This is a genomic window from Streptomyces sp. NPDC058773 (assembly GCF_042746015.1).
GTDB lineage: Bacteria > Actinomycetota > Actinomycetes > Streptomycetales > Streptomycetaceae > Streptomyces.
The window spans coordinates 118,471-134,621 of sequence record NZ_JBHYPE010000014.1; the positions used below are offsets into that span (position 1 = coordinate 118,471).

Annotated in this window: 11 protein-coding genes; 3 read left to right on the plus strand and 8 right to left on the minus strand. The window is 71.3% G+C overall.

Annotated elements, in window-relative coordinates; all coding sequences use genetic code 11:
• Positions 1 to 31 precede the first annotated feature (31 nt).
• From ACFW5B_RS15450 to ACFW5B_RS15480, 7 genes are all read right to left on the minus strand, one after another.
• Positions 32 to 748, minus strand: coding sequence for an ABC transporter ATP-binding protein (locus ACFW5B_RS15450; protein WP_362830646.1), 717 nt, complete (start codon positions 746 to 748; stop codon positions 32 to 34).
• Positions 745 to 1,635: an ABC transporter ATP-binding protein gene (locus tag ACFW5B_RS15455; RefSeq protein WP_386439027.1), complete on the minus strand. Its 891-nt coding sequence runs from the start codon at positions 1,633 to 1,635 to the stop codon at positions 745 to 747. Before ACFW5B_RS15455 ends, ACFW5B_RS15450 begins: the two co-directional genes overlap by 4 nt.
• A gap of 5 nt (positions 1,636 to 1,640) precedes the next feature.
• On the minus strand, positions 1,641 to 3,437 hold the full coding sequence (locus ACFW5B_RS15460; protein WP_386439029.1) for a branched-chain amino acid ABC transporter permease: 1,797 nt from the start codon (positions 3,435 to 3,437) through the stop codon (positions 1,641 to 1,643).
• 5 nt (positions 3,438 to 3,442) lie between these two features.
• Entirely contained in the window at positions 3,443 to 4,372 is a 930-nt protein-coding gene (locus ACFW5B_RS15465; protein ID WP_386439032.1) for a branched-chain amino acid ABC transporter permease, read from the minus strand.
• Positions 4,373 to 4,499: 127 nt separating this feature from the next.
• On the minus strand, positions 4,500 to 5,720 hold the full coding sequence (locus tag ACFW5B_RS15470) for a branched-chain amino acid ABC transporter substrate-binding protein (RefSeq protein WP_386439122.1): 1,221 nt from the start codon (positions 5,718 to 5,720) through the stop codon (positions 4,500 to 4,502).
• Between the two features lie 486 nt (positions 5,721 to 6,206).
• Entirely contained in the window at positions 6,207 to 6,680 is a 474-nt protein-coding gene (locus tag ACFW5B_RS15475) for a PaaI family thioesterase (RefSeq protein WP_386439035.1), read from the minus strand.
• Between the two features lie 123 nt (positions 6,681 to 6,803).
• Complete coding sequence (locus ACFW5B_RS15480) at positions 6,804 to 9,101, minus strand: FdhF/YdeP family oxidoreductase (protein ID WP_386439038.1); 2,298 nt, start codon at positions 9,099 to 9,101, stop codon at positions 6,804 to 6,806.
• A gap of 260 nt (positions 9,102 to 9,361) precedes the next feature.
• Here ACFW5B_RS15480 and polA point away from each other — a divergent pair, with 260 nt between their 5' ends.
• Both polA and ACFW5B_RS15490 read left to right on the plus strand, forming a co-directional pair.
• Entirely contained in the window at positions 9,362 to 12,100 is a 2,739-nt protein-coding gene (polA, locus tag ACFW5B_RS15485) for a DNA polymerase I (RefSeq protein ID WP_386439041.1), read from the plus strand.
• A 187-nt stretch (positions 12,101 to 12,287) separates the two neighbouring features.
• Positions 12,288 to 12,986, plus strand: coding sequence for a rhomboid-like protein (locus ACFW5B_RS15490; protein ID WP_386439124.1), 699 nt, complete (start codon positions 12,288 to 12,290; stop codon positions 12,984 to 12,986).
• A gap of 43 nt (positions 12,987 to 13,029) precedes the next feature.
• Here ACFW5B_RS15490 and ACFW5B_RS15495 read toward each other — a convergent pair whose 3' ends face one another.
• Positions 13,030 to 14,007, minus strand: a complete 978-nt coding sequence (locus ACFW5B_RS15495; protein ID WP_386439043.1) for a DUF4184 family protein — start codon at positions 14,005 to 14,007, stop codon at positions 13,030 to 13,032.
• 150 nt (positions 14,008 to 14,157) lie between these two features.
• Between ACFW5B_RS15495 and ACFW5B_RS15500 the strand changes: the two genes are divergently transcribed.
• A complete protein-coding gene (locus ACFW5B_RS15500; RefSeq protein WP_386439046.1) occupies positions 14,158 to 16,011 on the plus strand; it encodes a lytic transglycosylase in 1,854 nt (617 codons plus the stop codon).
• The last annotated feature ends 140 nt before the right edge of the window (positions 16,012 to 16,151 follow it).

A 16,151-nucleotide genomic window follows, 5' to 3' on the forward strand; every position in this document is an offset into this window, starting at 1 on the left:
CGGGGCCGCTCGCTTTGTGGTGCGGGGCGGGTCAGTCCTCGCCGAGGTAGGCCTTGCGGACGGATTCGTCGTGGAGGAGGGAGGCGCCGCTGCCGGAGTGGACGATGCGGCCGATTTCCATGACGTGTCCCTGGTCGGCGAGGGAGAGCGCGGCCTGCGCGTTCTGTTCGACGAGGAGGATGGTGGTGCCCTGGGAGCGGAGTTCGCGGATGGTTTCCATGATCTTCTGCATCATGATCGGGGAGAGGCCCATGGAGGGCTCGTCGAGCATGAGGAGTTTGGGACGGGACATCAGGGCGCGGCCCATGGCGAGCATTTGCTGTTCGCCGCCGGAGAGGGTGCCGGAGGCTTGTTTGCTGCGTTCGCCGAGGATGGGGAAGAGGTCGTAGACGCGCTGGATGTCCTTCTCGATGCCGTCGGCGTCCTTGCGGAGGAAGGCGCCGAGCTTGAGGTTCTCGGCGATGGTGAGGCGGGGGAAGAGGCGGCGGCCTTCGGGGGAGTGGGCGAGGCCGCGTTCGACGATCTTGTGGGCGGGGACGCCGTTGAGGGGTTCCCCGTCGAAGGTGATCTTTCCGGCGAGGGGCTTGAGGAGGCCGGAGAGGGTGCGCAGGGTGGTGGTCTTTCCGGCGCCGTTGGTGCCGATGAGGGTGACGGCCTGGCCCGCTTCGACGGAGAACGAGATGCCTTTGACGGCTTCGATCTTGCCGTAGGCGACGCGGAGGTCCTCGACCTCGAGCAGTGCGGTCATGGGGTGTCTCCGGTCTGTCCCTGGGCCGGCCGGTCGGTGGGTGCCGGCCCGTCTGCTGCGTCGGGTGCTGCGCTCTCGTCGGGGGCCGCGACGTCCTCGACGGGGGTGCCCAGGTAGGCGGCGATGACGCGTTCGTCGGCCTGGACGACGTCCGCGGTGCCTTCGACGAGTTTCTGGCCCTGGACGAGGACGGCGACGCGGTCGCACATGTTGAAGATGAAGCGCATGTCGTGCTCGATGACGAGGACGGCGATGCCCTGGGCGCGGATGGCGAGGACGAGGTCCTGGGTGGCGCGGGTTTCCTGGGGGTTCATGCCGGCGGTGGGTTCGTCCAGCAGCAGCAGTCCGGGTTCGCTGGCGAGGGCGCGGGCGATTTCGAGCTTGCGCTGTTCGCCGTAGGGGAGGTTGCGGGCGAGGTGGTCGCGTTTGTGGGCGAGGCCGGTGAACTCCAGGAGTTCCATGGCGCGTTCCTCGCTGCCGCGTTCGGCCTTCTTGAAGCCGGGGCCGCGGAGGAGGGCGGACCAGAGGCCTTCCTTGGTGCGGGTGTGCCGGCCGACGAGGACGTTTTCCAGGACGGTCATGTTGGCGAAGAGCCGGATGTTCTGGAAGGTGCGGGCGACGCCGGCCTGGGTGACGAGGTGGGGTTTGTGGGAGAGGCGGGTGCCTCGGTAGCTGACGGTGCCTTCGGTGGGCACGTAGAGGCCGGTGAGGCAGTTGAAGAAGGTGGTTTTTCCGGCGCCGTTGGGGCCGATGAGGCCAACGATTTCGCCGGCGCCGACGGTGAGGTCGACGCCGCGTACGGCGGTGAGTCCGCCGAAGCGCATGGTGACGCCGTCGGCCTGGAGGACGGTGTCGGTGGCGGATGCGAGGGTGGTTGGTGTGGTCATGGTCGTCACGCCTTTGCCTTGGTGGCGCCGAGGGTGGCGTCTGCGTCCGGGAGGCGCTGGTCGGGCACGTCGAGTTGGCCGGTCTCGTGGAACTCCAGCTGTTTCCTGCGGTCCGGGATGAGGCCTTCGGGCCGGTAGCGCATGAGGAGGACGAGGGCGATGCCGAAGAGGAGGAGCTGGTAGTCCTGGATGAAGTCGAGCTTGGCCGGGATGAGGAAGAGGAGCGCGGCGCCGACCAGGGGGCCGCTGAGGGTTCCCATGCCGCCGAGGATGACCGCGGCGAGGAGGAAGGCGGAGTTGGGCGGCTGCGGCCCGGCGAACTGGAACTGTTCGGGGGTGGCGGTGGTGACGACGTGGGCGTGCACGGTGCCGGCGAGTCCGGCGAGTGCGGCGCCCAGGGCGAAGGCCATCAGGCGGAGCCGGAAGCTGTTGATGCCCATGGCGACGGCGGCGGTCTCGTCCTCGCGGATGGCGATCCAGGCGCGGCCGATGCGGGAGGCGGCGGCGCGGCGGAAGACGAGGACGACGAAGGCCGTCACGAGGATCATCAGCAGGTAGTAGTTGCCGTAGGTGGCGATGGGGATGCCGAGGACGGTGTGGGGTTCGCCGAAGTTGAACCCGAAGATTTCGAGGTTGGGGATGTTGGGGATGCCCATGGCGCCGTTGGTGACGTCGGGGCCGGTGGTGCCGTTGAGGTTGAGCATGGCGATGCGGAAGATCTCACCGAAGCCGAGGGTGACGATGGCGAGATAGTCGCCGCGCAGGCGGAGGGTGGGGGCGCCGATGAGGACGCCGAAGACGAGGGAGGCCGCGGCGCCGGTGAGCAGGGCCGCCCAGAAGGGGAAGTGGAGCCCGAGGGCGGATTCGGGGGAGCCGGAGACCAGGGCGGCCGCGTAGGCGCCGACGCCGAGGAAGGCGACGTAGCCGAGGTCGAGGAGGCCGGCGAGGCCGACGACGACGTTGAGGCCCAGGGCGACGGTGGCGAAGATCAGGATGTTGGCCCCGATGATCGTGTACTGGTCGGTGTCCTGGGTGAGGGGGAAGCAGGCGGCGGCGATGAAGGCCGCGCCGAGGGCCACCCCGCGGTGGGTGTGGGTGAGTGCGGTGAGCCGCGCGATCAGTCCGGCCCGGTTGAGGGCGGGGATGGCCAGCACCATGAAGAGCAGGTAGCCGACGAAGGGGGCACCGTCGTCGGTGTCGATGCCGTAGGTGAAGGCGAGCAGCCCGGCGGCGAACGCGGCGGCGATGATCAGGATCTCGGCCCAGGAGGGGAGTTCGCGGGTGCGGCGCCGTAGGGGGGAGGCGGCGAGGCTCGCGGTGAAGCGCTGCCAGGGGTTGGCCGGCGGTGCGTCGGCGGTCTGGTCGGGCGGCAGGGCGAGGGCGCCGGCGAGGGTGATCAGGGAGGCCGCGCCCGCCACGGCGCCGCCGGGTTCGAGGTTGACCAGCCCGCCGAGTTCGACGGCTATGGAGAGCAGGGTGAACCAGGTGGCCGCGAAGGTGGCCAGGGCGGCCAGGAGGGTGGGGGCGTGGCGTCCCGCGGGGGTGAGCCACTGCAGGCCGCGGACGCCGAGGGCCGCGAGGGCGAACAGCAGGGTGAGGACGCCGCCGGCGAGGGTGACGATCTGCAGCCCGGCGGGGGAGAGGTAGTAGGTGAGGTCGCCGGGGAAGTCGCTGCTCCAGGTCCAGGCGAGGGCGGTGCTGGCGGTGGTGGCCAGGGCGCCGGCGGCGGTGAGGAGGCGCGCGGTGCGCCCGGGGAGCGGGATCAGGCCGCGGGCGGGGGTTGTGGTGGTGTGGGTGGTCATCGGTATCACGCCCGATCCGCGACGCGTTCGCCCAGGAGGCCTTGTGGTCTCAGCAGGAGTACGAGGATGAGGAGGACGAAGGCCCAGACGTCCTTCCAGGCTCCGCCGCCGAATTGCTGCATGCCGGGGATTTCCTCGATGTAGGCGGTGGCGAGGGCTTCGGCGACGCCGAGGACGACGCCGCCGAGCATGGCGCCGTAGATGTTGCCGATGCCGCCGAGCACGGCCGCGGTGAAGGCCTTGAGGCCCATGATGAAGCCCATGCGGAACTGGACCTCGCCGGTGCGCAGTCCGTAGGCGACGGCGGCGACGCCGGCGAAGGCGGCGCCGATGGCGAAGGCGAGGACGATGATCCGGTCGGTGTTGATGCCCATGAGGCGGGCGGTGTCGGGGTCCTGCGCGGTGGCCTGCATGGCGCGGCCGCTGCGGGTCTTCGCGACGAAGAAGCCGAGGGCGATCATGCAGGCGGGGGCGGCGACGAGGACGAAGATGTCGCCGCGCTGGACGGTGGCGCCGAGGATGTCGAAGGCGTGGCCCTTGAACTGGGGGAAGACGCGGGCCTGTTTGCCGTCGGGGTACCACTTCCAGATGGCTTGCTGGAGGGCGATGGACAGGCCGATGGCGGTGATGAGGGGGGCGAGGCGGGGGGCACCGCGCAGGGGTCGGTAGGCGAATCGTTCCGCGGCGATGCCGACGAGGACGGATACGGCGATGCCGCCGAGGAGCATGGCCGGCAGGGCGAGGATCAGTGAGGTGCCGGTCGGCAGCGCCAGGTAGACGCTGAGGGCTCCGAAGCCGCCGACCATGAAGATCTCGCCATGGGCGAAGTTGATGAGCTGGACGATTCCGTAGACCATCGTGTAGCCGATCGCGATGAGTCCGTACATCGCGCCGAGGATGAGTCCGTTGGCCAGCTGTTGCGGCAGTTCGCTCACCGCAGGGCCTCCGTTGCGTGGGAGTGAGGAGAGTCCGGGGTGTCCCGGTGTGCCACGGGCCGCGCCAGGGGTCGTTCGGGGGCGTCCTGGCGCGGCCCGGGTGGGGTGGTGCGGTGTTGCCGGTCGGTCAGCTCTTGTCGAACTTCTTGAATTCGGCGCTGAATCGGGAGGCCCAGGCGCCCTTGCTGACCTGGTAGGCGGTGATCATGGTGTTCTTGGTGTCGCCGTACTTGTCGAAGGCGATGGGGCCGGTGACACCGTCGAAGCTGACCTTGTTCATGGCGTCGACGACCTTCTTGCGGGCGTCGTCGGGGAGCTTGCCGCCGTTGTCCGCGACGACGCTCTTGACGGCCTGGATGATGGCCCAGGTCGAGTCGTAGGTGGAGCCGCCGTAGGCCTCGTAGGACTCCTTGAAGCCGGCGGCCTTGTAGGCGTCGATGAACTTCTTGGCGGAGGGGAGTTCCTCGACGGGCTTGCCGACGGAGGAGGCGTAGTCGCCCTCGGCCTTCTTGTTCAGCTTGATGTAGTCGCCGCTGTACATGCCGTCGCCGCCCATGAGCGGGACGGTGACGCCGCCGTCCTTGAGCTGCTGGCTGAGCGGGCCGGAGGCCGGGTACTCGCCGCCGTAGAAGACCAGGTCGGGCTTGGCGGACTTGACCTTGGAGACGACGGCCTTGAAGTCACGGTCGTCGGGGCTGACGTGCTCGGAGCCGGCGATCTTGCCGCCGAGCTTCTTGAACTGGTCCTTGAAGGAGGAGGCCAGGCCGACGCCGTAGGTCTTCTGGTCGTCGATCACATAGGCCTTCTTGACCTTCATCTTCTCCCACGCGTACTGGCCGTCGAAGGCGCCCTGCACCTCGTCGGTGGTGGCGGTGCGGAAGTAGGTGGGGAAGGGACGGACGCGCTTGTTCTCTTTCCAGTCCTTGCCCTGGGTCAGGTCGGGCGTGGTGTTCGCCGGCGAGATCAGGGTGAGGTTGTTCTGCTTGGAGACCTGCTGCATGGACTGGGCGACGCCGGAGTTGAGCGGGCCGACGATGCCGAGCACGTCCTTGTCGCCGGCGAGCTTGGTGGCGTTCTGCTGGCCGACGTTGGGGAGGGCCTTGTCGTCGAGGGCTTCGAGCTTGAAGGTGACGCCCTTGACCTCGCCGGACTTGTTGGCGGTGTCGATGGCGAGCTGGGCGGAGTTGCGGATGCCCAGGCCCAGGGCGGAGAGCTCGCCGGTGGTGGGGGCGTCGAGGCCGATGACGACGGTTGTCTTGGAGCCGTCGCCGCTCTTGTTGTCGCCGCGGGAGCCGCACGCGGAGAGCGTGAGGGCGCCGGCGGTGACTGCGGTGGTGAGGAGAAGCAAGGAACGGTGACGCACGGATCAGTCCTTTCCCTGGCACGGCCACGGCTGTCGCATGGCCGTTCCGCGGCCGGACTGTGCTGGGCAGCGGGAGTGCGTGCTTCGTCAGGGAGCCCGGCGGCGCGGTGACTGGCGGTGACTCTAAGCCGGTGTCCGTCGTACCGGCAGAGGCGCCGACCAGGATGTGACGCTCTTGTTATGACCTTCGATGAGTGTTATGCGGTTATGGTCCTTACACCGCAGGGCGAACGCGATCGGAGCGCGAACTCGCACTTCCACGGGGGAATGGGGCGCGTGGTGACGCAGCGGCGTCCGGATAGCGGATGCGCCGGGTGCGGCGGTGCCGGTGCCCGTGGGGGGTACGGAAGTTGGACCGGGCGGCCCCTCGGGCCGGTGTCACGCAGCGTTACGAAAACGCGGACGGCCCCGCTCCCGGGATCCGGGGGCGGGGCCGTGGCGGTGGCCGTAACAGGTCGGCCGGGGTGGGGGTCAGGCGCGGTAGGCGTCGGCGTCCACGTCGCGCAGCATGCAGGTCAGACGGGCGGTGCAGACCCGCTTGTCCTGCTCGTCGGTGATCACGATCTCGTAGGTGGCGGTGGAGCGGCCACGGTGTACGGGGGTGGCGACGCCGGTGACCATTCCGGAGCGCGCGCCGCGGTGGTGGGTGCAGTTCAGGTCGACTCCGACGGCGAGCTTGGTGGGGCCGCCGTGGAGCATGGCGCCGACGGAGCCGAGGGTCTCGGCGAGGACGGCCGAGGCACCACCGTGCAGCAGCCCGTAGGGCTGGGTGTTGCCCTCGACGGGCATGGTGCCGACGATCCGCTCGGGGGCGGCTTCGGTGACCTGCACGCTCATCCGCTCGCCGAGGTGCCCGGCGGAGAAGAAGGCGGGCAGGTCGAGGCCGAGGCCCGCCCACTGGTCGAGGATCTCCTGCGGAAACCTGGTCGTGCTGCGCTCACCCATGCCTGTGGCTCCGTTCGCTTCCGTTCGCTCACCCGTGATCGTCGTCGATCCGTGCCTGTTCCTATCAGGCCCCTGAGCAAGCGCTCAGCGCGGGGTGGTGCTTCCCGCGGCCCGGCCGGGGCGTCAGTCCTCGCGGGGGCTCTCCAGGCGGATCACGACGGACTTGGAGGCGGGGGTGTTGCTGGTGTCGGCGGTGTGGTCCAGGGGGATGAGGACATTGGTCTCGGGGTAGTAGGCGGCCGCGCAGCCGCGGGCCGTCGGGTAGTGCACGACGCGGAAGCCGGGCGCGCGCCGCTCGCTGCCGTCCGTCCATTCGCTGACCAGGTCGGTGTACGCGCCGTCGGCCAGGCCCCGTTCGCGGGCGTCGTCGGGGTGGACGAGCACCACCCGGCGGCCGTTCTTGATGCCGCGGTAGCGGTCGTCGAGGCCGTAGATCGTGGTGTTGTACTGGTCGTGGGAGCGCAGCGTCTGCAGCAGCAGCCGTCCTTCGGGGACGGTGGGGTAGGAGACGGGCGCCGCGGTGAAGTTGGCCTTCCCGGTGGCGGTGGGGAAGCTGCGGCTGTCCCGGGGTGCGTGCGGGAGGGCGAAGCCCCCGGGGCGGGCGACGCGGGTGTTGAAGTCCTCGAAGCCCGGGATGACGCGGGCGATGCGGTCCCGGATCGCCGCGTGGTCCTGCGCGAACGCCTCCCAGGGGGTGCGGCTTTCGGCGCCCAGGACGCGGCGGGCCAGACGGGCGACGATGGCCGTCTCGGACAGCAGCTCGGGGCCGGCCGGCTCCAGGCGGCCGCGGGAGGCGTGCACCATGCCCATGGAGTCCTCGACCGTCACGAACTGTTCGGTGCGCTTCCCGTCCGGGCCGGTGCGTACGTCGCGTTCCGTACGGCCCAGCGTCGGCAGGATCAGTGCGCGGGCGCCGGTGATCACATGCGAGCGGTTGAGTTTGGTGGAGACGTGGACGGTCAGCCGGGCGCGGCGCATCGCGGCCTCGGTGACGTCCGTATCGGGCGTCGCGGCGACGAAGTTGCCGCCCATCGCGAAGAACACCTTGGCCTGCCCGTCGCGCAGGGCGCGGATGGCGCGGACGACATCGAGTCCGTGCTCCCGGGGCGGGGCGAAGCCGAACTCCTTCTCCAGGGCGTCGAGGAAGGCGGGCGCGGGCCGTTCGAAGATGCCCATGGTGCGGTCGCCCTGGACGTTGCTGTGGCCGCGTACGGGGCAGACGCCGGCGCCGGGGCGGCCGATGTTGCCGCGCAGCAGCAGGAAGTTGACGACTTCCTGGATGGTGGGGACGGAGTGCTTGTGCTGGGTCAGGCCCATGGCCCAGCACACGATGGTGCGGCGCGAGCCGAGGACCATGTCGAGGGTGCGGTCGATCTCCGCGCGGGTCAGGCCGGTGGCGCGCAGCGTCTCGTCCCAGTCGTCGCCGGCCCGCGCCAGCGACGCGAACTCCTCGAAGCCGTGGGTGTGTTCGCGGATGAAGTCCTCGTCGAGGGCGCCTTCGGTGTCGAGCAGGAGGCGGTTGAGGGCGCGGAAGAGCGCCTGGTCGCCGCCGAGGCGCACCTGGAGGAAGAGGTCGGTGAGCGCGGTGCCGCGGGCCAGACCGCGCGGGGTCTGCGGGTTCTTGAAGCGCTCCAGTCCGGCCTCGGGCAGCGGGTTGATCGAGATGATCTTCGCGCCGCCGGCCTTGGCCTTCTCCAGGGCGGTCAGCATCCGCGGGTGGTTGGTGCCCGGGTTCTGGCCGGCGACGATGATCAGGTCGGCCTGGTAGAGGTCCTCCAGGAGGACGCTGCCCTTGCCGATGCCGATGGTCTCCGTCAGGGCGGAGCCCGACGACTCGTGGCACATGTTGGAGCAGTCGGGGAGGTTGTTGGTGCCGAATTCGCGGGCGAAGAGCTGGTAGAGGAAGGCGGCCTCGTTGCTGGTGCGGCCGGAGGTGTAGAAGACGGCCTCGTCGGGGGAGGTGAGGGCGGTCAGTTCCTCGCCGATGATGTCGAAGGCCCGCTCCCAGCTCACCGGTTCGTAGCGCTCGGCGCCCTCGGCGAGGTACATGGGGTGGGTGAGGCGGCCCTGCTGGCCGAGCCAGTAGCCGCTGCGGGTCGCGAGATCGGCGACGGAGTGCGCGGCGAAGAAGTCCGGGGTGACGCGGCGCAGGGTGGCTTCTTCGGCGACGGCCTTGGCGCCGTTCTCGCAGAACTCGGCGGTGTGCGTCTTGCCGGGCTCGGGCCAGGCGCAGCCGGGGCAGTCGAAGCCGTCCGGCTGGTTGACGCGCAGCAGGGTGAGGGCGGTACGGCGCACGCCCATCTGCTGCTGGGACATGCGCAGGGCGTGGGTGATGGCCGGCAGTCCGACGGCGGAGTGCTGGGGTTCGCCGACCTCGGGGGCGTCCTGGACGGGGTCCGACGTGGGCGGCTTGCCTGCCATGGAGCTCTCCCTCGAGCCGTGAGCTGTTGCGTGCTCCGCCGGGGCGGGCGGATCGTTGCCGTACGCATCAGATCCTGTCACGGACCGGCGGGGGCGGTGTAGGGGTGTGGAGGGGGCGTCGCGCGGGTCCGGGGGGTGGCCCGGGAGAGCGGCGGGGTGGCGTCGCCGGGGTCCGGTGCGCGCGGCGGACGGGCCGGGTGCGGCGGGGGCCGGAGCCGCCGCGGCGGGGATTGTCAGTGCGGCGTGGCAGGATCGGGGGCGTGGCAGCAAAGGCAGCGAAGAAGAGCGAAGCGACCGGGACCGAAGCGGCGGCGGGCGGCCGTCCCCGCCTGCTCCTGATGGACGGGCATTCCATGGCATACCGGGCGTTCTTCGCCCTGCCCGTGGAGAATTTCACGACCGTCACGGGACAACCCACCAATGCGATCTACGGCTTCGCGTCGATGCTCGCGAACACCCTGCGTGACGAGGCACCCACGCATTTCGCGGTGGCGTTCGACGTCTCCCGCAAGACCTGGCGGTCCGAGGAGTTCGCCGACTACAAGGCGAACCGCTCCAAGACGCCCGACGAGTTCAAGGGCCAGGTCGAGCTGATCGGCGAGCTGCTCGACGCGATGCAGGTCAAGCGGTTCGCGGTCGAGGGCTTCGAGGCCGACGACGTCATCGCCACGCTCACCGAGCAGGCCACCGCGCAGGGCTTCGAGGTCTCGATCGTCACCGGCGACCGCGACTCCTTCCAGCTGGTCTCCGACGACGTCACGGTCCTCTACCCCACCAAGGGCGTCTCCGAGCTGACCCGCTTCACCCCGGAGAAGGTCTTCGAGAAGTACGGCCTGACCCCCGCCCAGTACCCGGACTTCGCCGCGCTGCGCGGCGACCCGTCCGACAACCTCCCCGGCATCCCGGGCGTCGGCGAGAAGACCGCCACGAAGTGGATCAACCAGTTCGGTTCGTTCGCCGAGTTGGTGGAGCGCGCCGACGAGGTCAAGGGCAAGGCGGGCGCCAACCTCCGCGAGCACCTGGAGGCGGTGAAGCTCAACCGCCGGCTGACGGAGATGGTGCGCGACGTCGAGCTGCCGTGCGGCCCGGCGGAGCTGACCCGCGAGGCGTACGACCGCGAGGCGCTCACGGTCTTCCTCAACGCCCTGGAGATCCGCAACCAGGGCCTGCGCGACCGGCTGCACGCCGTCGACCCGGGCGCCGAGGAGGCCGCCGAGCAGGCCGTGCCGGCCGCCGGCGTCGAGGTGGACGGCACGGTCATCGGCAGCGGAGAACTCGCTCCGTGGCTGGCCGAGCACGGCACGGGGCCGCTGGGTGTGTCCACCGTCGACGTATGGACGCTGGGCAGCGGAAGCGTCGCCGAGGTGGCGCTGGCCGCCCCCGACGGCCCGGCCGCCTGGTTCGACCCGTCGCAGCTCGACGAGGCCGACGAGCAGGCCTTCGCCGCCTGGAGCGCGGACGCCGCCCGCCCCAAGGTGATGCACAACGCCAAGGGCCTGATGCGGGTCTTCGGCGAACACGGCTGGCGCATCGACGGCGTCCACATGGACACCGCGCTGGCCGCCTATCTGGTCAAGCCGGGCCGCCGCTCCTTCGCGCTGGACGCCCTGTCGCTCGAATACCTGGGGCGTGATCTCGCCCCGGCGGCGGCCGGTGACGGCCAGCTGGCGTTCGGCGCGGACGAGGAGGCCGAGGCGGACGCCCTGATGGGCCAGGCCCGGACGGTCCTCGACCTGGGCACGGCGTTCGAGGCGAAGCTGGCGGAGGTCGGCGCCGCCGAGCTGCTGCGCGATGTCGAGCTGCCGACGAGCCGGCTGCTGGCCCGGATGGAGCGGGCCGGTATCGCCGCGGACCGGGGCTGGCTGGAGCGGATGGAGCAGCAGTTCGCCGGTGCGGTGCAGCAGGCCGTCAAGGAGGCGCACGCCGCCGCGGGTCATGAGTTCAACCTCGGCTCGCCCAAGCAGCTCCAGGAGGTCCTCTTCGGTGAACTGGGCCTGCCCAAGACCAAGAAGACCAAGACCGGCTACACCACCGACGCCGACGCGCTGGCCTGGCTCGCGGCCCAGACCGACAACGAGCTCCCGGTGATCATGCTCCGGCACCGTGAGCAGGCCAAGCTGCGCACGACGGTCGAGGGCCTGATCAAGACCATCGCCGCCGACGGCCGGATCCACACCACCTTCAACCAGACCGTGGCGGCCACCGGCCGGCTGTCCTCCACGGACCCCAACCTCCAGAACATCCCGGTGCGCACGGACGAGGGCCGGGCGATCCGCCGCGGCTTCGTCGTCGGCGAGGGCTTCGAGTCGCTGCTGACCGCCGACTACAGCCAGATCGAGCTGCGGGTGATGGCTCATCTCTCCGAGGACGAGGGCCTGATCGAGGCGTTCACCTCCGGCGAGGACCTGCACACCACCGTCGCCTCGCATGTCTTCTCGGTCGACAAGACCCAGGTCGACCCGGAGATGCGCCGCAAGATCAAGGCGATGTCCTACGGCCTGGCGTACGGCCTGTCGGCCTTCGGCCTCTCCCAGCAGCTGGGCATCCAGCCCGATGAGGCCCGCAAGCTGATGGACAACTTCTTCGAGCGGTTCGGCGGAGTGCGCGACTACCTCCAGCGCGTCGTGGAGGAGGCCCGCGCCACCGGCTACACGGAGACGATGCTCGGCCGCCGCCGCTACCTCCCCGACCTCAACAGCGACAACCGCCAGCGCCGCGAAATGGCCGAGCGGATGGCGCTGAACGCCCCGATCCAGGGCACCGCCGCCGATATCGTCAAGATCGCGATGCTGCGGGTGGACGCGGCGCTGCAGGCCGCGGAGCTGGAGTCCCGGCTGCTGCTCCAGGTCCACGACGAAATCGTGGTCGAGGTGGCCCCGGGCGAACGGACCGCGGTCGAGGAGCTGGTCCGCCGCGAAATGGCCGCCGCCGTCGCACTGAGCGCCCCGCTGGACGTCTCGGTCGGCTCCGGCAAGGACTGGGAGTCCGCGGCGCACTGAGCCGAAACGGACCGGTGGTGGTGCGGGGCGGCCCGCGCCACCACCGGCCGCGCCGCCCCAACCCGGCCCGCACCGCGCCGGGTTGGGGACGGCTCCGCCCTGCTCGACGGCGGCCGGAAGCCGGTTGTCGCCCGGTGCGTCATGGATCTTGTTCGGCGGGAAAGCGCTCTGCTTTGATCACGCCGTGATGCGCAAAGCCGCCCGCGCCCTGGGCACCTGTCTCTCCCGCAGCCCGGTCACGGCCGGCTATACCGTCCTCCTGCTGGCCACCCATCTGTGGTGCACCGCGGTGCTGTCCACCGCGGAGGCGCAGCGGCTGCTGCTCGGCGTCAGCACCCATCTGGACAATCTCCACGACCGCCCGCTCCGGGTACTGGCGGGCAGCATGCTGTTCTTCGACGGCACCCTGACCGACCTCGCCTCGGAAGCCTTCGTCGGCACGCTGATCACGCTCGGCCTCGGCGTCGCCGTATGCCTGGCGTGGCTGGAGCGGCGGTACGGACCGGGGCGCGCCTACGGCATCTTCGTCCTGGGGCATCTCGCCGCCACGCTGCTCACGGTGCCGCTGATCCAGGTCGCCCTGGCCCACGGCTGGTATCCGGAGAGCGTCCGGCACGCCCCCGACTTCGGCATCAGTTACGGGGCCGAGGCGGTGCTCGCCACGGGGGCGCTGCTGCTGCGCCGGGGGCGGTGGTTCGCGGCGGCGGGTGTCGTCGCCTGGCCGGTGCTCGGCGGCGACTGGAGCGGGGTGCTCCCCGACTTCACCACCGTCGGCCATCTGCTGGCGGCCGCCATCGGATTCGTGTGCGGCGCCTTCCTGCTGCGGACCGCCCCCCGCGCCGCCCCGGCCCCGGCACCGGCGGCCGGCCCGGCGCTCGTCGAATAGCCCGACGGGAAGCGCAGGCGCGCAACAAGCCCCTCGGGTGCGGTCATTCGGGGCTCGACGGGGTCTTCTGCGGTGCGGCTGCGGCTGCGGCTGCGGCGCCCGAGCGTGCCACCGGCCGGGGCACGGTCCGCGGCGCGGGCCCCGGCGGCCGGTCCGTGGCGCCGGCCGCCCGGGTGCGGAGTGCGCGGCGGTGCAGCAGCCGTACGGCCACCGCGTGGGCCAGCAGCCCGAGGACGAGGCCGGCCCCGGCGCCGAAGAGCGCGGTCGGGAGATGGTCCAGCGCGCTCGCCGTCGGCCCGTACATCGCGTGCGCCCGCAGGACCCGGTGCACGGCGCCGGCCGCCGTCCACAGCACGAGCGCGGCGGTCAGCAGCAGCCGCAGCCGTACGCTCAGCACCGGGACCACGGCCGCGGCCCCGGAGGCCGTGGACGCCCCGCCCGCAGCCGCGCCGCCACCCCGCCCCCGGAGGGCCGGCCACAGGAACACGGCCATTCCCGCCGCTGCGAGCGCCGAGGTGCCGTACTGCAGATACGTACTGACGGGCAGTCCGCCCACCACCCCGTCCAGGCCGGGAACCAGCCGGGTGCCCCAGCGGCCCGGGTGGGTGAAGGCGTCCCAGACCACGTGGGTCGTCGCCCCGATGACCGCCGAGACCACGAACCAGCCCACCAGGTCGGCGAGTTCACGGGGCCCACGGGGCCGCCGGGACCGGCCCCGCAGGAAGCGGTGGACCGGGCCCTGCCACGCCCGGGGCAGCAGCGCGGTCAGCGGCTCGCGCACCAGCAGCCAGCCACCGACGAGCACCGCCGTGACCAGCACATCCACCGTCAGCACCCCGGCCGGCGTGTGGGTCACCGCGCCGAAGGCCATACCGCCGGGAACCAGACTGTCCGCGTAGTACGTCATATCGGGTGCGAACGAACCCGCCACGAGCGCCGAGGCGACCAGCGGGCCCCGGGCCGCACCGGTCCGCCGTATCGCCGGGAGCACCGCGGCGGCATGGCTGAGCGTGAACGGCATATGCCTCTCCTTGATCGTTTCGGTTCATTATGTGCGATGTGGGTGGTAGATGCCGGGCCCGAGTTGTCGTAGTCTCGCCTGAGTTGGAGCGCTGGGGGAGCGCGATACCGCGTCAGGAGCGCGGTACGGCAATGCGGAGGGGAACCACGTATGGCAGCCACTTTCCGACGGCGGCTCCAAAGGGGAGCGGCCTCGACGGCCGTGGCGGCCCTGGTGCTTGCCGCGCTGACCGCCTCTCAGGCGCCGGGGGCCACCGGCGCCGCGGACGCCAGGCGGCAGCCGGCCCCGCCACCCACTGACGTCCCGATCGACGGCGGTTCCGGATACTTCACCGACCTGCCGCCCCTCAAGAGCCCGGTGCCACCGCACGGTTCGCACCACGGCGGCAAGGGCCCGGCCACCGGTACGGGACACGCCGAGGCCGGTCTGCCCGCCACCGTCCTGGCCGCGTACAAGAAGGCCGCGTCCACACTCGGCTCCTCCGAACCGGGCTGCCGGCTGCCCTGGCAGCTGCTCGCCGGGATCGGCAAGGTCGAGTCCGGCCAGGCGCGCGGCGGCGCGGTGGACGCCGAAGGCACCACCCTCCAGCCGATAGTCGGCCCGCAGCTCAACGGCAACGGCTTCGCGCGGATCACCGACACCGATCAGGGCCGCCTGGACGGCGACCGCACCCACGACCGTGCCGTGGGCCCGATGCAGTTCATCCCCTCCACCTGGTCCGGCGGCGGCCCCGACGGCACCGGCTGGGGCGCCGACGGCAACGGTGACGGCAAGAAGGATCCGCACAACGTCTTCGACTCGGCGCTCGCCGCGGGCCGCTACCTCTGCGCCGGCGACCGCGATCTGACGGTCCAGCAGGACCTGGACCGGGCGATCCTCGGCTACAACCACTCCGAGGAGTATCTGCGCACGGTGCTGTCCTGGTTCGCCTTCTACCGCAACGGCGCCCATGAGGTGCCGGACGGCAGGGGCGTGCTGCCGGTCCACCGTGACAGCGGCCGGCACGGCGACACCAACGGGGCCCGCTCCGAAGACCGCCGTCACCACGGCAAGGCCCCCGGCGGCACCCCGGACAAGACCCCGCACCCCGGCGGAACCGGCAAGCCCGGCAAGGGGCACGAGCCCGAGACCGGCCACAAGCCCGGCAAGGGAGACGAGCCCGGCAAGGGCCGGCCGCACGACCCGGACAGGCCGGGACGCCCGGACGGCACCGAGCCCACACCGGGCGGCAGCAGGCCGCCCGCCCCGAAGCCCACCCCCGAGCCACCCACCGTGCCCGCGCACCCCACCGCCCTCGTACCGGTCGGCGACAAGGACCTGAGTGCCACGGCGGGAGCCGAGTTCGCCACCCCGCCGCAGATCCGCGCCCAGGACGCCGAGGGCAAGCCGGTCGCCGGCGCCCGCGTCCGCTTCACCCTGCCCCCGGCCACCGACGCCCGCTTCGATGGTGGTGTCACCGCCGTCACCGTCAAGACGGACAAGAACGGCCTGGCCACCGCCCCCACCCTGCGCGCGGGCGACCGGACCGGCGCCTTCCGCATCCATGTCACCGCCGCCGGACACCCCGCGCCCGCCGCCGACATCGCCGCCACCGTCAAGACCAGGCCCGCCCCGAAGGCCGACACGCTCGCCCGCACCTCCGACAAGGAGCTGATCGCGACCGCCGGAAAGGCCTTTGCCGAGGACGCGGTCGAGATCAAGGCGACCTACCAGGGCAAGGCCGCTGCCGGGGTCCCGGTCACCGCCACCATGGTCACCGATGACCCGAAGAACCCCCGGGAGAACGACAAGGGCCCCTACTTCAAGAACCCCGGGGCCACCGGCGCCGCCAGGAACAAGCCGGTCCGCACCCTCACCGGGCTCACCACGAACGCCGAAGGCCTGCTGAAACTCCCGAAGATCTACACCGACGCGCACCCCGGGACCTTCCTGCTCCGGCTGACCACCGCCGACGGCGCCGTACTCACCGTCAAGCTGAAGGTGGCCGCCCCGGCCGCTTCCTGACCGCACCACCCGGCCCGTCCGCGCGGCCGGTTCCCCTCCCCGGGCCGGCCGCCGTGCCCGGACCGTCTCCGCCGCCCTGCCCGCCGTTCCGGGCAGGGCGGCGGTGCAACGTGTTCTCATCTCCGCCGCCCGTTGCTACG

Bases quoted from the DNA above. Each gene is read 5' to 3' on its own strand.
- ACFW5B_RS15490 (WP_386439124.1), top strand. From the start codon at position 12,288: ATGCGCAAAGCCGCCCGCGCCCTGGGCACCTGTCTCTCCCGCAGCCCG.
- ACFW5B_RS15450 (WP_362830646.1), bottom strand. From the start codon at position 748: ATGACCGCACTGCTCGAGGTCGAGGACCTCCGCGTCGCCTACGGCAAG.
- ACFW5B_RS15480 (WP_386439038.1), bottom strand. From the start codon at position 9,101: ATGGCAGGCAAGCCGCCCACGTCGGACCCCGTCCAGGACGCCCCCGAG.
- ACFW5B_RS15455 (WP_386439027.1), bottom strand. From the start codon at position 1,635: ATGACCACACCAACCACCCTCGCATCCGCCACCGACACCGTCCTCCAG.
- ACFW5B_RS15495 (WP_386439043.1), bottom strand. From the start codon at position 14,007: ATGCCGTTCACGCTCAGCCATGCCGCCGCGGTGCTCCCGGCGATACGG.
- ACFW5B_RS15500 (WP_386439046.1), top strand. From the start codon at position 14,158: ATGGCAGCCACTTTCCGACGGCGGCTCCAAAGGGGAGCGGCCTCGACG.
- ACFW5B_RS15475 (WP_386439035.1), bottom strand. From the start codon at position 6,680: ATGGGTGAGCGCAGCACGACCAGGTTTCCGCAGGAGATCCTCGACCAG.
- ACFW5B_RS15460 (WP_386439029.1), bottom strand. From the start codon at position 3,437: ATGACCACCCACACCACCACAACCCCCGCCCGCGGCCTGATCCCGCTC.